This window comes from Halobacteriovorax sp. RT-2-6 (assembly GCF_047085025.1).
Classification (GTDB): domain Bacteria; phylum Bdellovibrionota; class Bacteriovoracia; order Bacteriovoracales; family Bacteriovoracaceae; genus Halobacteriovorax_A.
This window is the reverse complement of sequence record NZ_JBKIYH010000001.1, coordinates 511,749-530,776: the sequence shown is the minus strand read 5'-3', so window position 1 is coordinate 530,776 and position 19,028 is coordinate 511,749. Positions and strand designations below refer to the sequence as shown.

At 34.3% G+C, this 19,028-nt stretch carries 19 protein-coding genes and 1 riboswitch; of the genes, 6 read left to right on the top strand and 13 right to left on the bottom strand.

Going from position 1 to position 19,028, the window contains the following annotated elements; all coding sequences use genetic code 11:
• Positions 1–2: 2 nt before the first annotated feature.
• Positions 3–566 (bottom strand): hypothetical protein, encoded by a 564-nt coding sequence (locus tag ACMAYS_RS02405; protein ID WP_412462669.1) that lies wholly within the window; start codon positions 564–566, stop codon positions 3–5.
• A gap of 119 nt (positions 567–685) precedes the next feature.
• Here ACMAYS_RS02405 and ACMAYS_RS02400 point away from each other — a divergent pair, with 119 nt between their 5' ends.
• Positions 686–2,098: a serine hydrolase domain-containing protein gene (locus tag ACMAYS_RS02400; RefSeq protein ID WP_412463090.1), complete on the top strand. Its 1,413-nt coding sequence runs from the start codon at positions 686–688 to the stop codon at positions 2,096–2,098.
• Here the strand turns inward: ACMAYS_RS02400 and ACMAYS_RS02395 are convergent.
• Complete coding sequence (locus ACMAYS_RS02395) at positions 2,091–2,591, bottom strand: TlpA disulfide reductase family protein (protein ID WP_103217390.1); 501 nt, start codon at positions 2,589–2,591, stop codon at positions 2,091–2,093. The two genes, ACMAYS_RS02400 and ACMAYS_RS02395, sit on opposite strands and share 8 nt — an antisense overlap.
• Positions 2,592–2,818: 227 nt before the next feature.
• Between ACMAYS_RS02395 and ACMAYS_RS02390 the strand changes: the two genes are divergently transcribed.
• Complete coding sequence (locus tag ACMAYS_RS02390) at positions 2,819–4,183, top strand: sensor histidine kinase (RefSeq protein ID WP_412462668.1); 1,365 nt, start codon at positions 2,819–2,821, stop codon at positions 4,181–4,183.
• Positions 4,184–4,202: 19 nt separating this feature from the next.
• Here ACMAYS_RS02390 and ACMAYS_RS02385 read toward each other — a convergent pair whose 3' ends face one another.
• The 3 genes from ACMAYS_RS02385 to ACMAYS_RS02375 are packed head-to-tail and all read right to left on the bottom strand — an operon-like array spanning position 4,203 to position 7,710.
• Positions 4,203–4,697 carry a hypothetical protein gene (locus ACMAYS_RS02385; protein ID WP_392991751.1) on the bottom strand — a complete coding sequence of 165 codons (495 nt, stop codon included), beginning with the start codon at positions 4,695–4,697 and terminating at the stop codon, positions 4,203–4,205.
• On the bottom strand, positions 4,694–5,794 hold the full coding sequence (locus tag ACMAYS_RS02380; protein ID WP_412462667.1) for a hypothetical protein: 1,101 nt from the start codon (positions 5,792–5,794) through the stop codon (positions 4,694–4,696). The genes ACMAYS_RS02385 and ACMAYS_RS02380 overlap by 4 nt, the downstream gene beginning before the upstream one ends.
• Positions 5,794–7,710, bottom strand: a complete 1,917-nt coding sequence (locus ACMAYS_RS02375; protein WP_412462666.1) for a hypothetical protein — start codon at positions 7,708–7,710, stop codon at positions 5,794–5,796. The genes ACMAYS_RS02380 and ACMAYS_RS02375 overlap by 1 nt, the downstream gene beginning before the upstream one ends.
• A gap of 174 nt (positions 7,711–7,884) precedes the next feature.
• Between ACMAYS_RS02375 and ACMAYS_RS02370 the strand changes: the two genes are divergently transcribed.
• Positions 7,885–8,793 (top strand): hypothetical protein, encoded by a 909-nt coding sequence (locus ACMAYS_RS02370; protein ID WP_412462665.1) that lies wholly within the window; start codon positions 7,885–7,887, stop codon positions 8,791–8,793.
• Between the two features lie 21 nt (positions 8,794–8,814).
• Complete coding sequence (locus ACMAYS_RS02365; RefSeq protein WP_392991758.1) at positions 8,815–9,648, top strand: hypothetical protein; 834 nt, start codon at positions 8,815–8,817, stop codon at positions 9,646–9,648.
• Here the strand turns inward: ACMAYS_RS02365 and ACMAYS_RS02360 are convergent.
• A complete protein-coding gene (locus tag ACMAYS_RS02360; protein ID WP_412462664.1) occupies positions 9,645–10,478 on the bottom strand; it encodes an ion channel in 834 nt (277 codons plus the stop codon). The genes ACMAYS_RS02365 and ACMAYS_RS02360 overlap by 4 nt on opposite strands.
• Before the next feature lie 99 nt (positions 10,479–10,577).
• Here ACMAYS_RS02360 and ACMAYS_RS02355 point away from each other — a divergent pair, with 99 nt between their 5' ends.
• Entirely contained in the window at positions 10,578–11,630 is a 1,053-nt protein-coding gene (locus ACMAYS_RS02355; protein ID WP_412462663.1) for an NAD(P)-dependent alcohol dehydrogenase, read from the top strand.
• Between the two features lie 37 nt (positions 11,631–11,667).
• Here the strand turns inward: ACMAYS_RS02355 and ACMAYS_RS02350 are convergent, their stop codons facing one another.
• Both ACMAYS_RS02350 and ACMAYS_RS02345 read right to left on the bottom strand, forming a co-directional pair.
• On the bottom strand, positions 11,668–12,078 hold the full coding sequence (locus ACMAYS_RS02350; RefSeq protein WP_392991764.1) for a hypothetical protein: 411 nt from the start codon (positions 12,076–12,078) through the stop codon (positions 11,668–11,670).
• Positions 12,079–12,081: 3 nt separating this feature from the next.
• A complete protein-coding gene (locus tag ACMAYS_RS02345; RefSeq protein WP_392991766.1) occupies positions 12,082–12,807 on the bottom strand; it encodes a YebC/PmpR family DNA-binding transcriptional regulator in 726 nt (241 codons plus the stop codon).
• Positions 12,808–12,995: 188 nt separating this feature from the next.
• On the opposite strand from ACMAYS_RS02345, the gene ACMAYS_RS02340 reads away from it, so the two are divergent.
• A complete protein-coding gene (locus tag ACMAYS_RS02340; protein WP_412462662.1) occupies positions 12,996–13,811 on the top strand; it encodes a hypothetical protein in 816 nt (271 codons plus the stop codon).
• 8 nt (positions 13,812–13,819) lie between these two features.
• Here ACMAYS_RS02340 and ACMAYS_RS02335 read toward each other — a convergent pair whose 3' ends face one another.
• From ACMAYS_RS02335 to ACMAYS_RS02315, 5 genes are all read right to left on the bottom strand, one after another.
• A complete protein-coding gene (locus ACMAYS_RS02335; RefSeq protein WP_412462661.1) occupies positions 13,820–15,868 on the bottom strand; it encodes a TonB-dependent receptor in 2,049 nt (682 codons plus the stop codon).
• A riboswitch (TPP riboswitch) is annotated at positions 15,859–15,971 on the bottom strand. It overlaps the preceding gene by 10 nt.
• Before the next feature lie 74 nt (positions 15,972–16,045).
• Positions 16,046–16,405 carry a hypothetical protein gene (locus ACMAYS_RS02330; RefSeq protein ID WP_392991771.1) on the bottom strand — a complete coding sequence of 120 codons (360 nt, stop codon included), beginning with the start codon at positions 16,403–16,405 and terminating at the stop codon, positions 16,046–16,048.
• A gap of 99 nt (positions 16,406–16,504) precedes the next feature.
• Positions 16,505–17,431 carry a hypothetical protein gene (locus ACMAYS_RS02325; RefSeq protein WP_412462660.1) on the bottom strand — a complete coding sequence of 309 codons (927 nt, stop codon included), beginning with the start codon at positions 17,429–17,431 and terminating at the stop codon, positions 16,505–16,507.
• A complete protein-coding gene (locus ACMAYS_RS02320; protein ID WP_392991774.1) occupies positions 17,431–18,108 on the bottom strand; it encodes a hypothetical protein in 678 nt (225 codons plus the stop codon). Before ACMAYS_RS02320 ends, ACMAYS_RS02325 begins: the two co-directional genes overlap by 1 nt.
• Before the next feature lie 16 nt (positions 18,109–18,124).
• The gene (locus ACMAYS_RS02315; protein ID WP_392991776.1) at positions 18,125–19,024 is read right to left on the bottom strand and encodes a hypothetical protein; all 900 of its coding nucleotides are present in this window, start codon (positions 19,022–19,024) and stop codon (positions 18,125–18,127) included.
• Positions 19,025–19,028 lie beyond the last annotated feature (4 nt).

The window sequence follows — 19,028 nt, the reverse complement described above, 5'->3', positions numbered from 1 at the left end:
TACTATCTTCTGTCATTGTAAGAATCGTAATCAAAGTTTTCAAAAAGTACGTCAATTTCTTCTGGTGTCCCGTAACGAACTTCAGATTTAATACTACAACGAACATCGTAGCTTGTTTCGTTATTGTATACTGAAGCAATTTTTAGCGTTCCTCTTAGGTCATAGTTTTCCCAAGTTGGGTTGTAGAGGTGAGCATCTAAGCTTGAAGCAATTAGACTCAGTGTCGAAGAATTGTCGACCGACTGATGTCTTAGTTCTAGAAGATATCCTGTTTTTGTTAGATTAGTTAATGGATCGACAAAGTTCTTACTTTCGAATTTGTAGTCAATTTTTTCAAGTGCTTTACCATCAATTGTAATTTCGTTAAATAGAGCTTCTCCAGATACATCTGAGTACACTTTTTTAACGATAAGTTTTTTGTTGAAATTTCTGTCGTGACAAGAAGTTATCGTTTCGACAACTGTGTTAATGTCTTCGCCATAGTAATCATCGTATCCGTCATAAGATGCGAATGAAGTGTTAGAAGTAAATACAAGTGAAATAAGTAGAAGTAGGGAATTCTTCATTAGGTTCTCCAAGAAAAAAGTTTTGCTTGGAGAACTATTTAGTACGGATTTCTAAGCAGTCTGTCAAATTTAAAATGAGAAAGAAAACTATTTATTATCTTCGTTTTATATAATTATAAATATTTAGATTAGAATTTAATATTTATAGATCAATAATTTTAGACCGATATAGTGTTTGCATTACAATTTCAATTTTAATTTCAATAGAGGTCATCATAAAAGTAATTCTTTTTGTCACTTTTATTTTTTGTCTATCATGTCAATTTGGTCAGGAGTCTAATATTAATACTGAAAAATTAGATAAGTTTTTTGCTGTTTTAGAAAATAAGAAAGTAGTTTCAGGAAGTGCTATATTAGTAAAAGATGGTAAGTCCATTTATAATAAAAATTATAATTTTGATAAAAATAATAAGAATCCTATTTATCGCATAGGTTCTGTTTCGAAAATATATACTGCTGCAATTATTCTAAAGTTAGAAGAAGAGGGGAAATTAAAGCTTTCAGATAAGCTTTCTCTCTATTATCCAAAGATAGATAAGGCAGATAAGATCACTATTGAGGACTTGCTTCGCCATCGTAGCGGTATTCCAAATATGACAGATCTTGCTGATTACAAGGAATACTCTCAAACTCCCCAATCTGAAAGTCAGATGATGGAGCGTTTCTATCGCTATCAGTTGGAGTTTATGCCTGGTGAAAAGTATGAGTATTCAAATACTGGTTATGTCATCTTAAGCTATATTGCTCAAAAGGCGGGAAATGATACTTATGCAAACTTACTAACTAGTTATATTGTTAAGCCTCTTTCTTTGCAGGAGACCTTTGTCTATGATGCTAAAAGTTGTCGATCTAATGAAGTCACTAGTTACTTCAAAAGAACTAACTGGGAAGAAGCAACCAATACTCATCAGAGTGTTCCTCTTGGTGCTGGTGCCATTGCTTCCACACCACTAGAAGTTGCAACATTTCTTAGAGGATTATTTAGAGAAAAAATAATCAATTCAAGCTCTCTTAAGAAAATGAAAGAATTTATCGGCGAGGGAGAGTATGGATTAGGTTTAATGAAGTTTCCATATGCTGACAAATACTTCTTTGGACATACAGGTGGAGTCGATGGTTATGCATCTATCGCCGCCTATAATATTGAAGATGATATTGCTATGGTAAGCCTTACAAACGCTCTGGCATTTAACTTTAACGATATTTCTCTTACTCTTTTGGCCGGATTTTATGGCGACGATTTTGATATTCCTGTCATTCAAGAGTCAATCTTAGTTAAGAAAGAAATACTTGATCTGTATAATGGAACATACGGAAGTAATGATTTTCCAATTAAGCTTACTTTTAGAAATGAAGATGGAGTTCTTCTAGGGGAAGCATCAAGTGATGCTCAAAATGAGATCCCTTTTGAAGCATTTTCTAATACGATATTTAAGTTTCAGCGTGCTCATATCAAACTTGAATTCAAAGATAATGGAGAGATCCTTATCTTTACACAAGGAGAGGAATTCACTTTAAAGAAGCTTAATTAGTTAGAAATTTTTCTGCTTCATAGATTCCAAGAAAGCTTATACCTGTTGAGAAGGACTTAACTATTCCTTTATCTAAGAAAACTGTTGTTGGTGTAACCTGTATTCCTAAATCATAACCTAGATCATTATCTTCAATAAAAGTGAAAGGATATGGACTTTTCTTTAGGTATTTTCTTATTTTTTCAGTACTTTCAAATGGGTTGATAGCATAGATCGAATCCTTTGCAATTTTACCATTTTCGACAGATTTTTTTAATCGTAGCATTTCAAGCTTACATGGAGCACATGTTGTCATCCAATAAAACGCTACTACTTTACTCTGTGGAGGAAATTCTAAAGCCTTCGAATTAAGCTCAATTGTCTTTACAGTTCTTGTTTGGATCTTTCTTTCTTTAATTTTAAAACTATTCGCAATTATCGGGGCCTGCTTTACGATAAACACTCCCAAAGCAATGACAAGTGCGATATTTTGGAGGGAAAAGTACTTCTTCATTCAAATCATTCCTAACTCTAGATTCCATCTATTGTATCATTTAAGCGCTCAGTCATACAATACTGCACAAGTAGGTAAGTGATAGAGCGATAAATAATATGCCTTTATTAGCAACAAAAATTCTGTGCAGTAACCATTTGTTTGATGATTCAAATCTAAGTGAATTATTTTACATGGATTGATTCTTAATCTATCATTTAGATGATTAATTTATAAAGGTAGTGGATTTGTTAGTTAACGCTAATATATTTAAAAAGAAGTTGTTTCTAGCGTCAGTTCTGATGTTTATTCTTCTTGGTATTAGCTGTGCTTATTACTTCTCTAGTAAAAACCGTAAGGCCGTAGTTGAGTTAAATCAGAGAATTGACCTCTTCGTTTCTGTCGTCGGCAATTTTGGATATAATGGCCTTATTCATAATTTTAAAAACTATGTAAATCGATCTAATGAAGCATATTACAAAAAAGCTGTCATAAAATTTAATGAAATCGAAGAAGCTTATCTTCGTTCAAAAGATTATAAACTATCCGATACAGAAAGAGAGTCTCTCGAAAATTTATTTTCAACAGCACAAGAATATCGTAACAATCTTGAAATTTTAAAAAATAGTGACAAGAACCTTTCTGCCGAAGAAAGGGATTATCTGGTACGTGTTGATGACACACAGGCCGATTTAGCGGCCAAGGAAGTTATTCGCATATTGGAGAGTAAAGAGGTTCAGCTTAATAATATTTCACAGGATATCTCTCGATTTAGTGTTATTGCGATTGTACTTCTTATTTTTGCAATGGCGTCGATGTACTATTTCGATTTATTGGCACTGGATCGAACAAATAAGAAACTTACTCAAACAAATGAAGAGCTTCTTCAGTTCTCTTACCGTACATCTCATGACCTGAGATCACCTTTGACAACAATAAGTATTTTATCAGATTTGATTATAAGAAGTATTGAAACTAACAGGTTTAACGAAAAAGACGTTAAACTTAAGGTTGAAAAGATTAGAAGTCGTGTTAATCATTTGGCCGAGCTGATATCAAGTCTTTTAGAACTGGCACGCCTAGACGTATCAACACATCCTAATGAAGAACTTGATTTTGAGACAATGATTTCTGATATCGTAATTTCAAATGAATACTTAATAGAGAAGAATAATATTCGTTTTTCAACTGATGTCGACCTATCTCGTGGGCACTCTTCCCAAAGAGTTAGAGTATTTCAAATTTTAAGTAATATCATTATCAATGCAGTTAAGTATTATGATGTTAAAAAAGATGTTCCATTTGTAAATGTTGAAATTCATGATGATATTGATAATCTCTATATCACTGTCGCAGACAATGGGGTTGGAATACCATGTGAAAGTAAGTCTCAAGTCTATGAGCAATTTGTTCGTTTCAATGAGGATAAGTCAATAGGTACTGGTATAGGAATGTATATTGTTAAAAAATCTGTTGATTACTTAAGTGGAACTATTGATTTTACTTCTTCTGATCAAGGTACTACTTTTAAGGTAATTATTCCGACTTCTTTGGTGGCAACGACAAATAATGAATACATTGCTCAAGACAATACAAGTACAATGATACATTAATATTATATATTCAGTGTACTTATATAGATATCGAGTATGTTCCATCTATTGATATGATGATCTCGCCATTGAGTTTCTTTTTAAAACGATATAATAATGATTTAAAGCTTGTTTCGGCCTTAAGGTAATCACAATCTTGTCCATAGATTTTTATTATTAGCTGCTGTCTATTGGACTTAGCTTCTTTTAAAGCGTCTAAAAGAACATTCTCTTTCTTACTTAATTTTCCATTAATCTCAATTTCATGCGGGACTTTGTTTTTTAATAATAGACTTGAGATTAGTCCATGGTTGGGATCATCTGATGAAGAGTTTATATCGACTTCAATTTCTTTTGAAAAATCTTCTCCATGTAGTTTAGCAGATAAAAGATAAAATAATGTACGGTTTAATAAATTATTATCTTTGCTTCGAATTATCGAATGAAGATTAGCTAATTGTTTATGTGATAGAGACTTTATATCGATAATATTTAATATTTCTTTATCAATTTTGCTAAGAAGTGCATCGATCATGATAAAGACTCCTGTGTAGCAAATATGATCTTCTCATTATTTGATAAAGAAAACAGCTGATTCTTTTGATCGAAAATGATAAGTCCTTCTATTTTTTTATTTATTCTAGACACTAAGGTCGTTAAGCGATTTCTTGCATCAATCTCATCTGTATTCGGATAAATTTCCTCTATAATCTCTTTAAAGTCACATGGGCCGTAAGCTAAAAGGTGAATTAACTGGTCACTTATTTCTCCAAGTAGGTAAGGAGAAGTCTTTTTCTCTAGTCTGATTCTCCACGCCATTGTGAGTTGAGCTTTGTTAATTGTATTATTCTTGTTGAGATATACATTTTCAATGGCCTTTATTGCTTCTTTGATTTCAATAAAGTCGTAACATTGTAGCTCATCAAGAACCTTGTTCGCATTAATATTTTGCCCAAGACAAAACATCGATTCACAAAGATGAGTTAATGCTTGTGCATATTGAAGAGTGTTCTTTTGATCAGTTAAAATCATTAATGCTTTTTCATTGTAGCGATAGGCCGAACGTTGGGCACCAATCTTATGAAACTCATCAGCGATATTAACACAAATATTTGCTGCACTTGTTATGGATTCATGTTCAATTAGTTTATCAACTGATTCGATATAATTTGCTAGTAATCTTTTTCTTAGATCAATATTACCTTCTGCTGTTATTGTATTCATCTGGGCCGTTAGTGCTTTTTTATTTGCTCCGATTTTTGTGTAGCAGTTATAGGCATTTAGAAAGTTGTTCTTTACTTGAATATGATTGTCTTGTTGAGCTGCTATTAAGGCCATGGCAAAATAGAGATCACCGATATAGGGAGAGTTTTTATATATTTCAATATTCTCGATTTCATAAGACTTATTTTCTAAAATAGCGATACGGCAAAGGCAAAAAACATGTAAAAAAGAATTTGGTTTTACTTCGTTTTGTAAGCGCTGAAGCTTAGTTTTATCGTTTAGATAATAGGCCATCATGATTTGAGTATATAAAGAATCCTCAGATTTATATTCTAGTTCAAAAAAAAGTTTCGTTAATTGTGCTATATCAGCATCGATTAAATGTGAGGGGTGAATAGTTATACTCATTAGTTCCAGCTATTAATTAGAGGTATACTACCTTTGTTGCTGTTTTTCTTTTTTACGCTATAAAAAACTCTAGCTTTGTTATCCCTAAGTAGAGCATCTTCAATGCTCTGATTCTTGCTTGTCCTAGAGACGTTTAGCATATCCGTAAAGAAGAGCTCTTTTATATCAGCTATAATTGTATTGTCTTCATCTAATATGATTTCAATTCTTGGGACAAATTTTTCAATATCATTATCAATGACAACTGATTCTTTAAAGTTCTTGTTATGATTCTTTCCAGATATCGTTAGTATTATCTTATCATTCTTAAGCTTAATGACTGATCTAATTGAGAAGGTTTCTTCTGTGTTTTGATCCTTATTACTTTTAAAGTTCCTAATCTTTTTTCTCAATATTTTTATTAAGTCGACTTTATCATTACTGTAAATTTCCTTACACTTTGCTATTTCACTGTATGCAAGGCCTTCCCAATTTGCGAAGATATAATTGTCATCACTTTTTTCATGTGAATTTTTGCACCTGAAGCCAATTACTAAATTTCCTGCAATTGATAATCCCGTTGGAATAATTATTCTCTCTCTAAACTCTATTGAATTGTATACAAGTGGCCCGCCACCATTTCCGTAACCATTACCACCTCTTATAATTGTATTGTCTTTGAATTTACCTTTAAATTCTTTTAACATTTCAATTGTTTGTATATTTGACCTATTATCTTGATCAATATTTAAATCCTTCTTTTTTTTCTCTAGGTATAGGTCGTAAAGTTCTTTTATTTTTGTATCAGTTAGATCTCCATTGGCCTTACCATGCGTGTTTGGGATTTCTTCAATTAGTCTATCCTGATTCTTTTGACGATAAGTTGATTGATACTTTGTCGAATACTTAAATCTTACCGAATCTAAGTGTCCTCTTTTCCCATTTAAATAGTTTTTGATACAACTTTTAATATTAGAATGCGAAGTAAAGATCGATCTTTGCATGATTCGATCATAAGAAGTGGCAATGCCTGCAATTTGATACTTACTTTGAGTTAAGTTGTTATTTTGTAATAGTGGTGACCCACTCATTCCTGGAACAATGCTTGAGGGAGTGATTATTGCTTTACTTAAAAATGATTGACGGCTTTTTTCATGCTCTTTTACTTTTGAATCTAAATTTATTCGACATTCATTATGTGTTACCAGATCCATAATTGAATTCATCATTCCAATTTGATTGTGATGATTTTGCTTATATGGGATCGCTTCAGTCGTTATCGACTTGATTGCTTCTGAAATAGGAACAAAGAGTGCATTGCCCTTGTAGTGTTCAGGCGAGCTTGGATAGAAGTTACATGAAAGATCATACATATTACCGATCTGTACGTAAGAGAGAGTTTCTCCTGATAGTGAATTTTCAAAGAGTGGTCTATTATTGTAATTTATTTCTCTATTTTCTCCAAAATGAAACTCAGACTTTTGTTGACCTCTTGGCGAATTATTTTTTCCATGAGTATAAAGAGAATTCTTATGTCGATCATATCTTCCAAATATCTCTTTTATATTATTATTAACTTCAACGACCGCAACATCATCGTTTGCACATGAGAGTGTATTATCTTCTTGTACAGGAAAAAGCTCTCCACGATAGACATAGAATTTATTATCACCGTCGACCAGGTGTGAATTTGTGATAATAAACTTCCTATTATCACTTTCTATGGTGAAACCTGTTCCGGCAATCGGCATTTCACTCTCTTTATAATGAGAACCTATCACGACAAGAGATTCTTTATCTTCAATATAATGCTTCTTATAATACTCGTTTATCTTGTAGCTATCGACATTCTTACCAAGCAATATATCTGTATATGGATCTGCATTGACAAAAAATGATAGGCCAAGAGTATAGATAAATAGAATTTTATATTTCATATGCATATGTCATATACACAGCAAAGAAGGTGCCATTTTTTCGAAGTAATTACGTATCATCTGCTCGTATTTTGTTTAGATTAACAGACGGCCGTCTATTTTTTGATCAATTCTAAGCTATAATACTACATTTATTGTGCGATTTATTGGCATTTTACTTGCTTTATCAATCATATGATTAAATCACTTAAAAGCTTATCTATTATAAGTACGTTCTTAATTTGTTCTAGTTCAACGTCTTTTGCGGCCGATAATTTATATGGGGCCGAGGCCGGTGTTAAGACTAATCTTGGCAATTGGTATAAAGACTCAAGCCTTGATGAAGGGCCAGTTACACTCACTTTTAGGGCCGATAGTAACGGTAATTTGGAGCTTGCAGAGTTGGACTGGATGCAATTTGAAAAAAGGTATCAAAGAGAAGAATTTGGTGGTGTTGAGATCGCTCTAAGGGCCCTTGGCGCAAAATATGAAAAGATCCATGACTCTATCGGGCAGCACGGTAGTATTCAATATGCGCACTTAGTAATTAGAAAAGCATTTGTCTTAGATGATGGTGCGACATTAATTCTATCAGGTGTTGCAAAAGCAAGTGATACTTGGAGTGTTCATCAGTTTAATGAAGAAGATAGTCGTAATCTCGGTCGCTCCTATAAGAGAATCTATAATCAAGACTCGGTCAATTTAGATATCGAAGCAACTGGTGAAATCCATTTCAAAATTGGTGATGGTAATGCCCGAGCTTATGCCTACTACAAACAAGGTGATGAAAGAAATTTTGAAACTGAAGATAAAAAATTTAATTACTCTTATCAGAGAAACGAATATGGAGCAGGTATTGAATATCGGCCAAGTGAAAAGTCGAAGCATACTTTTGGTCTAAAAGTAAAGCGTAACGAATTCAATGAGAATTTCGGTCGTGGTCAAAAGAGCTTCGATGAAACACAGTTTATGCTCACTTATCAATATCGTTTTGATATGGAAGAGTTCTTCTTTGGTAAGTCATATGAAGTTGATACAAAAAAAGGTGATAAAGAATATGACGAATACGTTGAGGAAGAGTTAGATCTACCAGAATTCTATTAATATTTTAAAACAAGGCATTAGATGAAAAAAATATTTTTATCATTTCTATTATTTATTCCTCAGGTTTTTGGTGAGAACTTAAATATCAATCACGCTCACTTAAATGAATTAACTGGTGATAACGAAGCTGTCTTTGAGCCTATTGCGATAAAGGAGCTCGAAGTAGAGGAGGAATCGCTCCTTGACGGAATTAGAAAAAGATTTGTTATAACATATTCTAAGATAAATCGTTCAGATATGGATACCTCTTATAATGTTTCAAATGATGGAGATTCTCTTTACGATTTATATGATGAAGAATTCGATCGAATATTAGATGAAAATTTAAAATTTAAAGAAGGTCATAAAGTAACAATTGAGTATCTTGTTACTCAAACTTTTAGTATTGAATTGGCCGATACGTATCGTCGCTATAATATGTCTGGTCGACATGTTGGTGTAACTGAAGGAGGCTTTCTAGAGGATGATCAATATGATGTCTATGAAGCTAAAAATGTTACGATATTGAATGATATCCAAATTGGTATGAAATATGCCATTAGACTTGTTGATACTCCCCGTTTTAGATTTGAGTTAAGTCCAGGTATAAGTGCAGGTTTAGTTCATGTCCAATCTGATACTAAAACTTACTACAATGGTAAAGAGTATGAAGAAAATCACTTTAACGATATTGGTGGCTATTCTTACGGTGTCTCGCTTGAGGCGAAGGCCATTTTTTGGGATAATTTCTTTGTACAAGTAGGAGTAGAGCAAAGAGATTACGTGCTTGCACCAATGGCACATGAAAGTGGTGTTTCACAACAAATTGATCAAAGTGGATTCAATTTTTACATTGGAGCTGGGATTAGATTCTAATCTTCTATCGAATGAAAATTATCTAAATTTAATTGATAGGAGTCCTCTTGATCATGCTTGAGGACGTCCTTGAACTTCTTTGCTTTAAGTAAGTCCTTTGCAAGGTAGATGTGGTTAGAGTGAACAGTTTGAGTAAGTACTTTGTCTATTCCAGTAAATGAAGTTGAAAATGATATTCTTTTCTCTTTTATTTCATCTAACGTTAGGCCATAGAGTGGACTTTCTGTATCGATGGGATGCATAACTGTCCATGTTAGAAGAAATGTCGGGTTTTCTGTGTTCATCAATTTTAAGTTACATGTACGTCTTATATGGTGGCCTTCCTTAGAAACATAGGGAATTAAGGCCCCAACCTTAACTGATGCATCGATAATATGTGTATCCCTACTATTGGCAATTCTAAACATTAGAGTCGGTACTGAATCAAACGTAGCGATGATAATATTATTTGTAAAAATAATCTTAGCGGAAGGTTTTGCAAATTTAGCAAAGGCCATACCTGTTATAATTGCAGCGTAGAAGATACCAGTCATGGCATCGATTATCACTAAGAAGTGGGCAGGGTCATTTTTAGGAAGATAGTAACCATAGCCGATAGTTGAGCTTGTTTGAAAACTGAAGACAAATGCATCCCAAAGCGAGTTACTATTAGTATTTGAAATTTCTGCTGGAGAGTAAAAGTAAAGTAACGCAAAAAGAAAGTTAATGATCAAGTATATTAAACTCGCAGTTAGAAAAAAACGAGACCAGGATGTTCTGATCATTCGATAGTATAAATCATTAAACAGATTATACCTAACACCCTCAATTGATACATTTAGCTTTGCCATGTTTAAATTATATCCGAAGAATAAAATTTAAGAAAATTATTAATCTATTAGGTAGCACTTACCTTGTAAAATGCCATCATCTTAAACAAGGAGACTGTAATGATTAGATCAAAAGGAATCGCGGCAAAGAGTCCTAAAGCGCCACTTGAACCATATAATTTTGAAAGAAGAGAAGCTAGACCTAATGATGTTGTGATCGATATTAAGTATTGTGGTATCTGCCACTCTGATATTCATATGGTAAGAGATGAGTGGGGACTAGGTACACCTTTTCCTCTTGTTCCTGGGCACGAGATTGCTGGTGTTGTTCGAGAGGTTGGTGCAAATGTAAAAAAATATAAAATAGGGGATCGTGTTGGAGTTGGATGTCTTGTCGATTCTTGTCGTAGTTGTTCTCCTTGTGAAAATCATCTTGAACAATATTGTGAGCAAGGGGCAACACAGACATATGGTTCGGAAGTTGATGATGGTACTGGCCATACTCAAGGTGGCTATTCTGATGTTATCGTAGTTGACCAAGACTTCGTTTTAAAGATTCCTGACAATATTAATTTACAAAAAGCTGGCCCGCTTATGTGTGCAGGTATAACGCTGTATTCTCCTTTAACTCATTGGAAAGCTGGCCCTGGCAAAAAAGTTGCTATTATGGGGCTTGGGGGACTAGGGCACATGGGAGTTAAGATAGCGGCCGCAAAAGGTGCTGAAGTTACAGTTCTTAGTCATACAAAGAATAAGCAAGAGGATGCTTCAAAATTAGGAGCGCATAAATTCCTCTATACGGGAGATGAGAAAGTTTTTGAAGAGAACGCCGAAAAGTTTGACCTTATTATTAATACTGTTTCTAGTAATAAAATAGATATGGGAAATTATTTTAATCTCTTAAAACTAGATGGAACATTGGTCTCTGTTGGAGTTCCTGAAGAACCTTTAGCAATACATCCATTTCCACTTATTATGAAACGTAGAAGTTATGCAGGTTCTGTTATTGGAGGAATCAAAGAGACACAGGAAATGTTAGATTTCTGTGGGAAGCATAATATTTCCCCTGAGATAGAAATGATTGAGCCTAAACAAGTTAATGAAGCTTATGAAAGGGTACTTAAAAGCGATGTCCGTTATCGCTTTGTCATTGATATGAGTAAGCTTGGTTAGTAAAAAAAAAGGGATCCTAAGGATCCCTTTATTTAAACTATTTTCTTAAGTCACTTAAATGGCATTTATATGATTTAAATACTAACTTTGATTTTTCTTCACAAGTTACATTGTAGAAATGAATTCCACAGGCATCTTTGTCTGATGAACAAGTCGCTTCGCTAATATCGTATAAAGCGTCCGAGATATCTTGTGCCTCGTCACCCTTTACTGTCTTAACAAGAATGTCACCATTTGAAAAAGCACCTACTGTACATTTTGTCTTTTTAAACAATTGTGTACAAAAAATTTGGTCTAATTCGATTATACATTTAGACCCGTTGCAATCTGGTTCTACTGTTGACTCTAGAGAAAGAAATAGATTTTTCGCAAGATCTTTTTCTACTTTTAAATCTGAAGCGCCAGCTGTTGCAATAAGAGTGATTAGAGCAATAATGATTTTTTTCATGAATTACTCCTCTGATTCTTCAAGGTTGTGATAAACAGTAACAACATCGTCGTCTTCTTCAAGAAGATCGATTAATCTTTCGAATTGCTTCAATGTATCTTCATCATTAATTGCTTTATAGTTTAAAGGAACTCTTTCAAGTCTCGCTTCTTCAGGTGTAATCCCAATTTCTTGAAGTTTCTTTTGAATATCTCCAAATGATTCAACTGGTGCGATGATTTCAAAAACACCGTCTTCTAGTGTAATATCTTCAGCACCTGCATCAATAATCTCAAGTTCAAATTCGTCTTTATCAGAAACATTCTCTTCGTTCACGAGAAAGTTTGCCTCTCTTTTAAATACGAATTCAAGAGAACCAGTTTGTCCAAGTGATCCTTGAACTTTATTAAAGTAGCTTCTTACACTTGCTACAGTTCTTGTATTATTATCTGTTGAGGCCTCAACGAAAACGGCCACACCACCAGGTCCGTAACCTTCATAGTTGATATCGACGTAACCTGCACCATCACCACCTTGTCCTTTTTTTATCGCACGGTCGATATTGTCTTTTGGTACGTTAAACTTCTTACAACGATCAATAGCAACCTTCAAAAGAAAGTTAGTATCAGGATCTCCACTACCACTTTTCGATGCTAAGAATACATCTTTAAGAGCTCTCGTAAATACTTGCCCACGGGCCTTGTCTGCTGCGCCTTTTTTGGCCGCAATTTTTGCTGATTTTCTTCCCATAAATCTCTCTTACGTTAAATTAGTATCCTATAGTTTTAGTCAAATCATCATAAATCGTCTAGTTCTGGGCCTATTTAATTAAGCTAAGTTGCTGAAATATGTATAGAAAATAGTCAAATATGAAGTATCTTCAATTAATGACAAGTAGCATCTATTAAGTGATATCTTCATCTTAAAGGAAGATCATTATGGAAAAATACCTAGCTCTCACATTCATAAAACTAAATATTCTAGCATCTTTTGGCGGCCTAGGTGGTCTCGGTGGTTTTGGTCCAGATATAGATCATAACCCAACTTATCGACACCGCACGCAAGATCAAAGAGCCGAAGTTGATAGATGTGTAATTAATCGAGCTGGGCAAGATTATCACTTAAATAAAAGTAACTACTCAATTGATGATCTTTTCTCATTAGTATCAACAACAGAGAAAGGCCAGGAGGTTGTTAATAGAATCAGGCCCTTATTAGATGATGGTAAATTAAAAATAAGAAACCTTTCAAAGCTTGAAAGAGAGCGCAGAGGATTAACACAGAGAACTTCTGCTCTTTTTGACTTTACAATGGAGACACCTACAATCTTCATCGGTCTTGAAGATGAATTAGGACTTGTTGCTCACTTCTTTGTTCATGAAGCAACACATGCTCTTGATGAGCTAATACCACAAGAGTATGAAGTGGATATGATTTATTATAATACATTCAAAGACTTTCAAAAGTTATTCGGTCTAGATCTTGAGCCTATGAAGGATCTTTCAGAATATGAAACGAATAAGATGTATGAAATTTATGAAATAAAAGAGAAAAATCGCGCCCAACATGCTTATCGTGCTGAACGCTTTGCTTTTGACCAGCAAGGAGTTTTCACTAGTGAAGTTCTATCTGTAGAAGATTGTTATGAAACATATATTTCACAACATCGAGAGAGAAACAAATTAAAACTTTATCGTGTAACTCCTGATGATCATATTTTTAATGCATATGGTATTAATAAAGATTATCTCTAGTACTTAATTTAAAATTCATACTTTAAGCTAAGCCCATAGCTTCTTGGGGCCTCGTTTTGAGTATATAGCTCATCTTGCCAAGTTGGAGGCATATTCGCAAAGTAATAACCACGCAGAGAATATGTTTCATCAAATACATTCTTGCACCAAATTGAGACGTCTAAAGACTTGTAGCGATATCCTATCTTAGTATCAACTATCTGATACGGGTCAGATTTCAAATCGTGTGAATTTGAGTAGTAGAAATCATCTGAAGCGTAGAAGTTGATATCCCAATACAGTCCATTTCTATATTTATAGTTAAGGTTTAAATTAACTTGGTAGTTTGGTGCATGAGGCATTTGTCTTCCTTCAAGATCACGTGTACCAATATTGTAGTCTCCGTAGCGCGTTCCAAGTAGACCAAGTCCTGAAGAGAGGTTTAGGCCATATGGTTTTTCAAGACTAGCTTCAATCTCTGCTCCATAATTGAACCCACTTGCAGCGTTATCTGTGTAGAATGTGAACGAACTTGGATCCATTGGATCATCTTGAAATGATGTTTTAACTTGAGCATTATTTCGATACATAAAGAAAAGAGAGCTATTTATTGAAATCCCTTTTTCTTTTATCAGATATTTCTGTCCAATTTCTAATGAATAGAGGTCTTCAGGTTGAAACTCTTTTCTCGAATTTGGTACGGCCGACTGTGTGTTTATACCACCAGGCTTATATCCTTTAGATAGTTTAGCGTATGCAAGATCACCAAGAAGTTCTTTCTTAGATAGCGTGATATTAAGGCCATACATCAGATCTTCTGGTGTAAGATTTGTTTTAATACCGCCTTCTAATGATTCAAATTCTACCTTGCGATATTCTAGACGTGCACCATAGTCTAAGCTCAATTTTTCACTTAGCTCATTTCTACTTTCAGCGTAAATTGAAACTAATTTTGTATCGACTTCTCCACTTATATTTTTTCTTACTGCTGAGTCTTCATAACCAACTTCCTTGAAATCTTCGTTAGATGATTTTAGGTAAATACCAGCTGTCGTGGCCTTTGATGAGAGACGTTGATCCAATGTGAAATCCTCTCGCTCTCTTGGGAACTCAATATTGTAGTCGTAGTCTGCGTTCCATCCTGGGATTGAATTCCAGTATGGATTATTTCCCCAGTCTTCATCGTAGCTATAATAAGATTTGTTTTCGAAGTGAGTTAATATCGATGTACTCGTCAGGTTTGCATTCAAATCTTTTTCAAGTTTTATGTATTGTCCAAATGTTCTACTTTCATCTTTACCTGGTTTATCTGAGCGTGTCGTGAAACCGTTGTCTTGAACAAACGCATCGTATCCGTTGTTCTTATCAAAGTAGTGTAACCCTGTCGTTAGAGTTGCCGTGTTAAAGTCCATCGTCAGATTAGTGCGTAGATTTATTTCGTCTTGTCCATTTGTATCCTTGCGACTTAAGTAATCATTGTTCATATAACCATCGCTATCTCTTTTACTAATAGCGAGTGCTAGCCCTGTCGTTTTACTTAGCATTCCTGAATAACTGATACTTTCTTCCCAAGTGTTAAATGATTCATATGAAAGATATGTATTTATTTGAGACTTTTGTGAAGGTGTAAGAGATTTTACATGAATCATTCCTGCCATTGCACTTGGACCAAAACGTGTTGCTTGAGGTCCTTTATAGATCTCAAGTTGCTTAACTCCGTTAAGGTTTGTTGTTCCAGAAACTCCCGTATAGTCTATTTCATCTACCATTAAACCAACTGAATAATTCGAAATCCCTTCATATGCTGAGCGCTCTCCAATACCTCTTATTTGAAAGAAGCTTGAGCGAGAGCTACCATTTGCCATATTTAGGTTTGGAATCGCCTTAAAGGTCTCACTGATATCTGTTGATTGTTGTTGCGAAAAATCTTTTTGCGTCTTTAAAGAAATACTATTAGCATCACTGTAATATTCTTTCTTTTCAAAAAGACCATAGATATAGATTGCATTGTCTGAATCTACTGTTTTTGTTTGAGCATGAATTAGTTGGGAAATAAATACTAGTATCAGTATTTTCATCTGAATCTCCTTACGCCAGCATTACCTGGATCAAGTTAGAAGGTTTTACGGCCAATTCCGCTATTCTCAGCCACATTATGGTGCAGCTCCCTTGTATAAATTTTGGTATTAATTACATTAATATAATTAAAAGGGCAAATAAAAAGGCCAGCTAGGCTGGCCCAATTATTTTATTTCTTAGAACTTAACTTTATAGTTTTTTACTTTTACAACGCCTTTTTTGATCTTTGCTGTAATAACAAGTTTAACATCTGTTGCACCTTCACAGTTATAACGAAGGTACATATTAAATAGTGATGCAGAAGCTTTTTCTGGCTGTGCAGTACAAGCTGCTAGGTAGTCTTCTTCAACAGTTCTAACTATTGATTTAACTTCTTCATTTGCCATTAGCTCTTCAACTGTCTCTTCAAAAACACGTTGAGATTGCTCAATTGAATCAAAGTCTGGCATACTCATTCCTGGAGGTAGTCCAATAGAGATACCGGCCTGTGCATTAAGTGTAAGTAGACACACTAGTGATAAAAGTGCTTTTTTCATATTATCCTCACTATCTATTTTTTGTTTGTATATTTGTTTACTAAATCGCATTTTACATCTGGAAATGCAAGGCAGGCCAAGTATCCCTGAAATTATTTCTTACTTAAATTCTGTAATAATATCGAATACTTCGTTGTAATCAGTTGATTGAATATCATCTGAGATAGATAGTCTAAATCGAGTTTGAATCGAAAAATTTATTGCCGAACAATAACTCTTTGCCGTGTTATTTTTTAATCTTAAATAGGGGATTCGTGCACTAAGTGGGAATATTAACTGATCACACTCTATTGAAAATGAGTCATTACCACTTTCTTGCGCAGTAACAACAATAAGTGAATCTACGATAGATTCACAGCTTGGAAGAAATATTGGGTTAGTACTACGAGGTGCAAATCCTATTAATGCTTCATCATTTGCTCCAAAGACACCTTCGAGCTCTATATTCCATACCTTTGGAACTGGAGAGAAGAAGTCATCTTCTGAAATAGTGTAGTTGAAATGTATTTGATCATTTAATTGTAAATAACGTCCATTCGTCCCAGAACCAGATGAGTCCTCAATAGTCCACTGGAAATCATCAATATTTGTATATGCAGGAAGCTTAATTCTAAGTTGAGTTAGCGTTGTTGCTTTTCCAGTGATAGTAAGCTGATATGTCTGCCAATACCAACGGTCTCCATCAATAGCATCATACATCAGTTGATTTTTCACTCGTTGGATATGTCTAATCCCTTTTGAAGTGATGGCCTTTAAGTCGAGTTCTGCACTTGTATCAGTCTTAAAACTGATCTCCAGTGTCATTCCAGCTTTTATACTAATGTCTTGGATATCATAGTAGTAATTTGAATTACTCGGTGATGAACAAGAGTAGCTACCTTCATACACTTGCCATGGATCAAGAGTTAGACCATTAAGGCCAATATCAGAATAGCTCTCACATCCAAAAGAGCCACCCATATTACAAGAAGCATAAATGCTAAAAGCAATAAGAGTTATGAATGTGAGAGCTATATTTTTAATCATTATAGGCCGTCAACACCAGTGAAACCAACATTGATTACAGCTTGGAAGTTGTCTGAAGTCGCTTCATCACCAGCTTCAAGAGCGATAATTCCTCTAACTGTAAGTGCTGTGTTATCTGCTAAGGCAGATAGAACTTTAGCGTTTGCTTCACCTGGGTTAGCTGCTGCAGAGTTGTATACTTCTGATGCAACATCAGTAATAGCTTTTTTAGTGTCTACCATGATATCGCCTGATACTAGGCTAGAAGTCGCTCCACCAAGAGTCTGTTGTCCATATGTATCTAGGCCTGCAGATACAAAAATCATTTTTTCAAGTGCTACAGATACATCATTTGAAGAAGATGTTAGAGATTTTGAAATTTTCAGGTAGTCACCTTTGAAAAGTAACATTTTTGATTTGATTTCAAATTTTATATAACGTGTATTTGATTCACCATCAAAAGTACCTAGGTTTAATGTTGCATCTTGTGTGTGTGATCCAAAGCTTGTTGAACTTAGAGTTGCATCACAGTCATTAAATGTTACGTCTTTTCCACAATCAACAAGTGCAATCGAAACACTGCTAACTTTTGGTGAAAATCCACCTGATAATGTAATTGATCCATTTGCTGTTGAATCTGCTGCAAATGAATTGAAGCTTAATGCTGTTGCAAGTGTTGCTAGCTTAATTAATTTCATTGTCTTCTCCTTAAATTTATAAATTAGTTTGAATCATTACTGATTTGAATCCTAATGGTAAGTTTTTGTGATTTGTCCAGTTCTCGTAGTCAATCCCGTATAGCGGAACGGCCGTAAGATTTAATACTTCTGGAAAGTCCAGTCCAGGGTATTGTTGCGCAAATTGTTTTCTTAAATTTCTTAGGTGTGATTTAAGACTAATTTCCGATAAAATTGTCTTACCTCCTGGCAGGAGGTGGTTTTTTATATTGGCCTTAAATAAGTGCAGTTCGTTATCTACAGTTACACCATGAGACTCAAACCCTGATATCGGATCAGTATAGATTAGATTCATCTCAAAGAATGTGTAAGCGTTTCCTTTATTTGCAAGTGCATAAGTAAGCTTATTCTTTTTCTTGTCAAATTTTAAGAATCTCAATTGTGGTGATACTTGAGCCTCTTTAGTTGAGTAATAAATTTCACCAACGATGAAGCTTGTTGCTCCACTCATATAATCAATTTTAAATCCGGCCTGAAAACTACCTGTCTTTAAGTCAGAGGCAATGTTAATTTGTAGTCCATAGTGCCTTGTCTCTCCAGGAGCTAAACTTTGTTCAATAGAAAAGCTTTCAATCCCTTTTTCATCTAAAAGTGACATATATGGCGCTAATGAATAACTTACATCTTGACCAATTCTATATGGAAGATAGCTATAACTACCATCTCTTGATTGGATAAGCTCTGTTTTGATAATAGTGTAGCGACAAATACTGTCACTAGTGTTTTTTACAACGATTTCTCTCTTCTTGTCTCCATCTTCAACATAATGTTTGATTGCAGGATGTGACTTTTTGCCATTATCGTCTTTTTGTAGAACGAGACAGGCCGAAGCTGAAAGGTTTGCACAAAGTAGAATGATAGTTAAAAATATTTTCATCTCT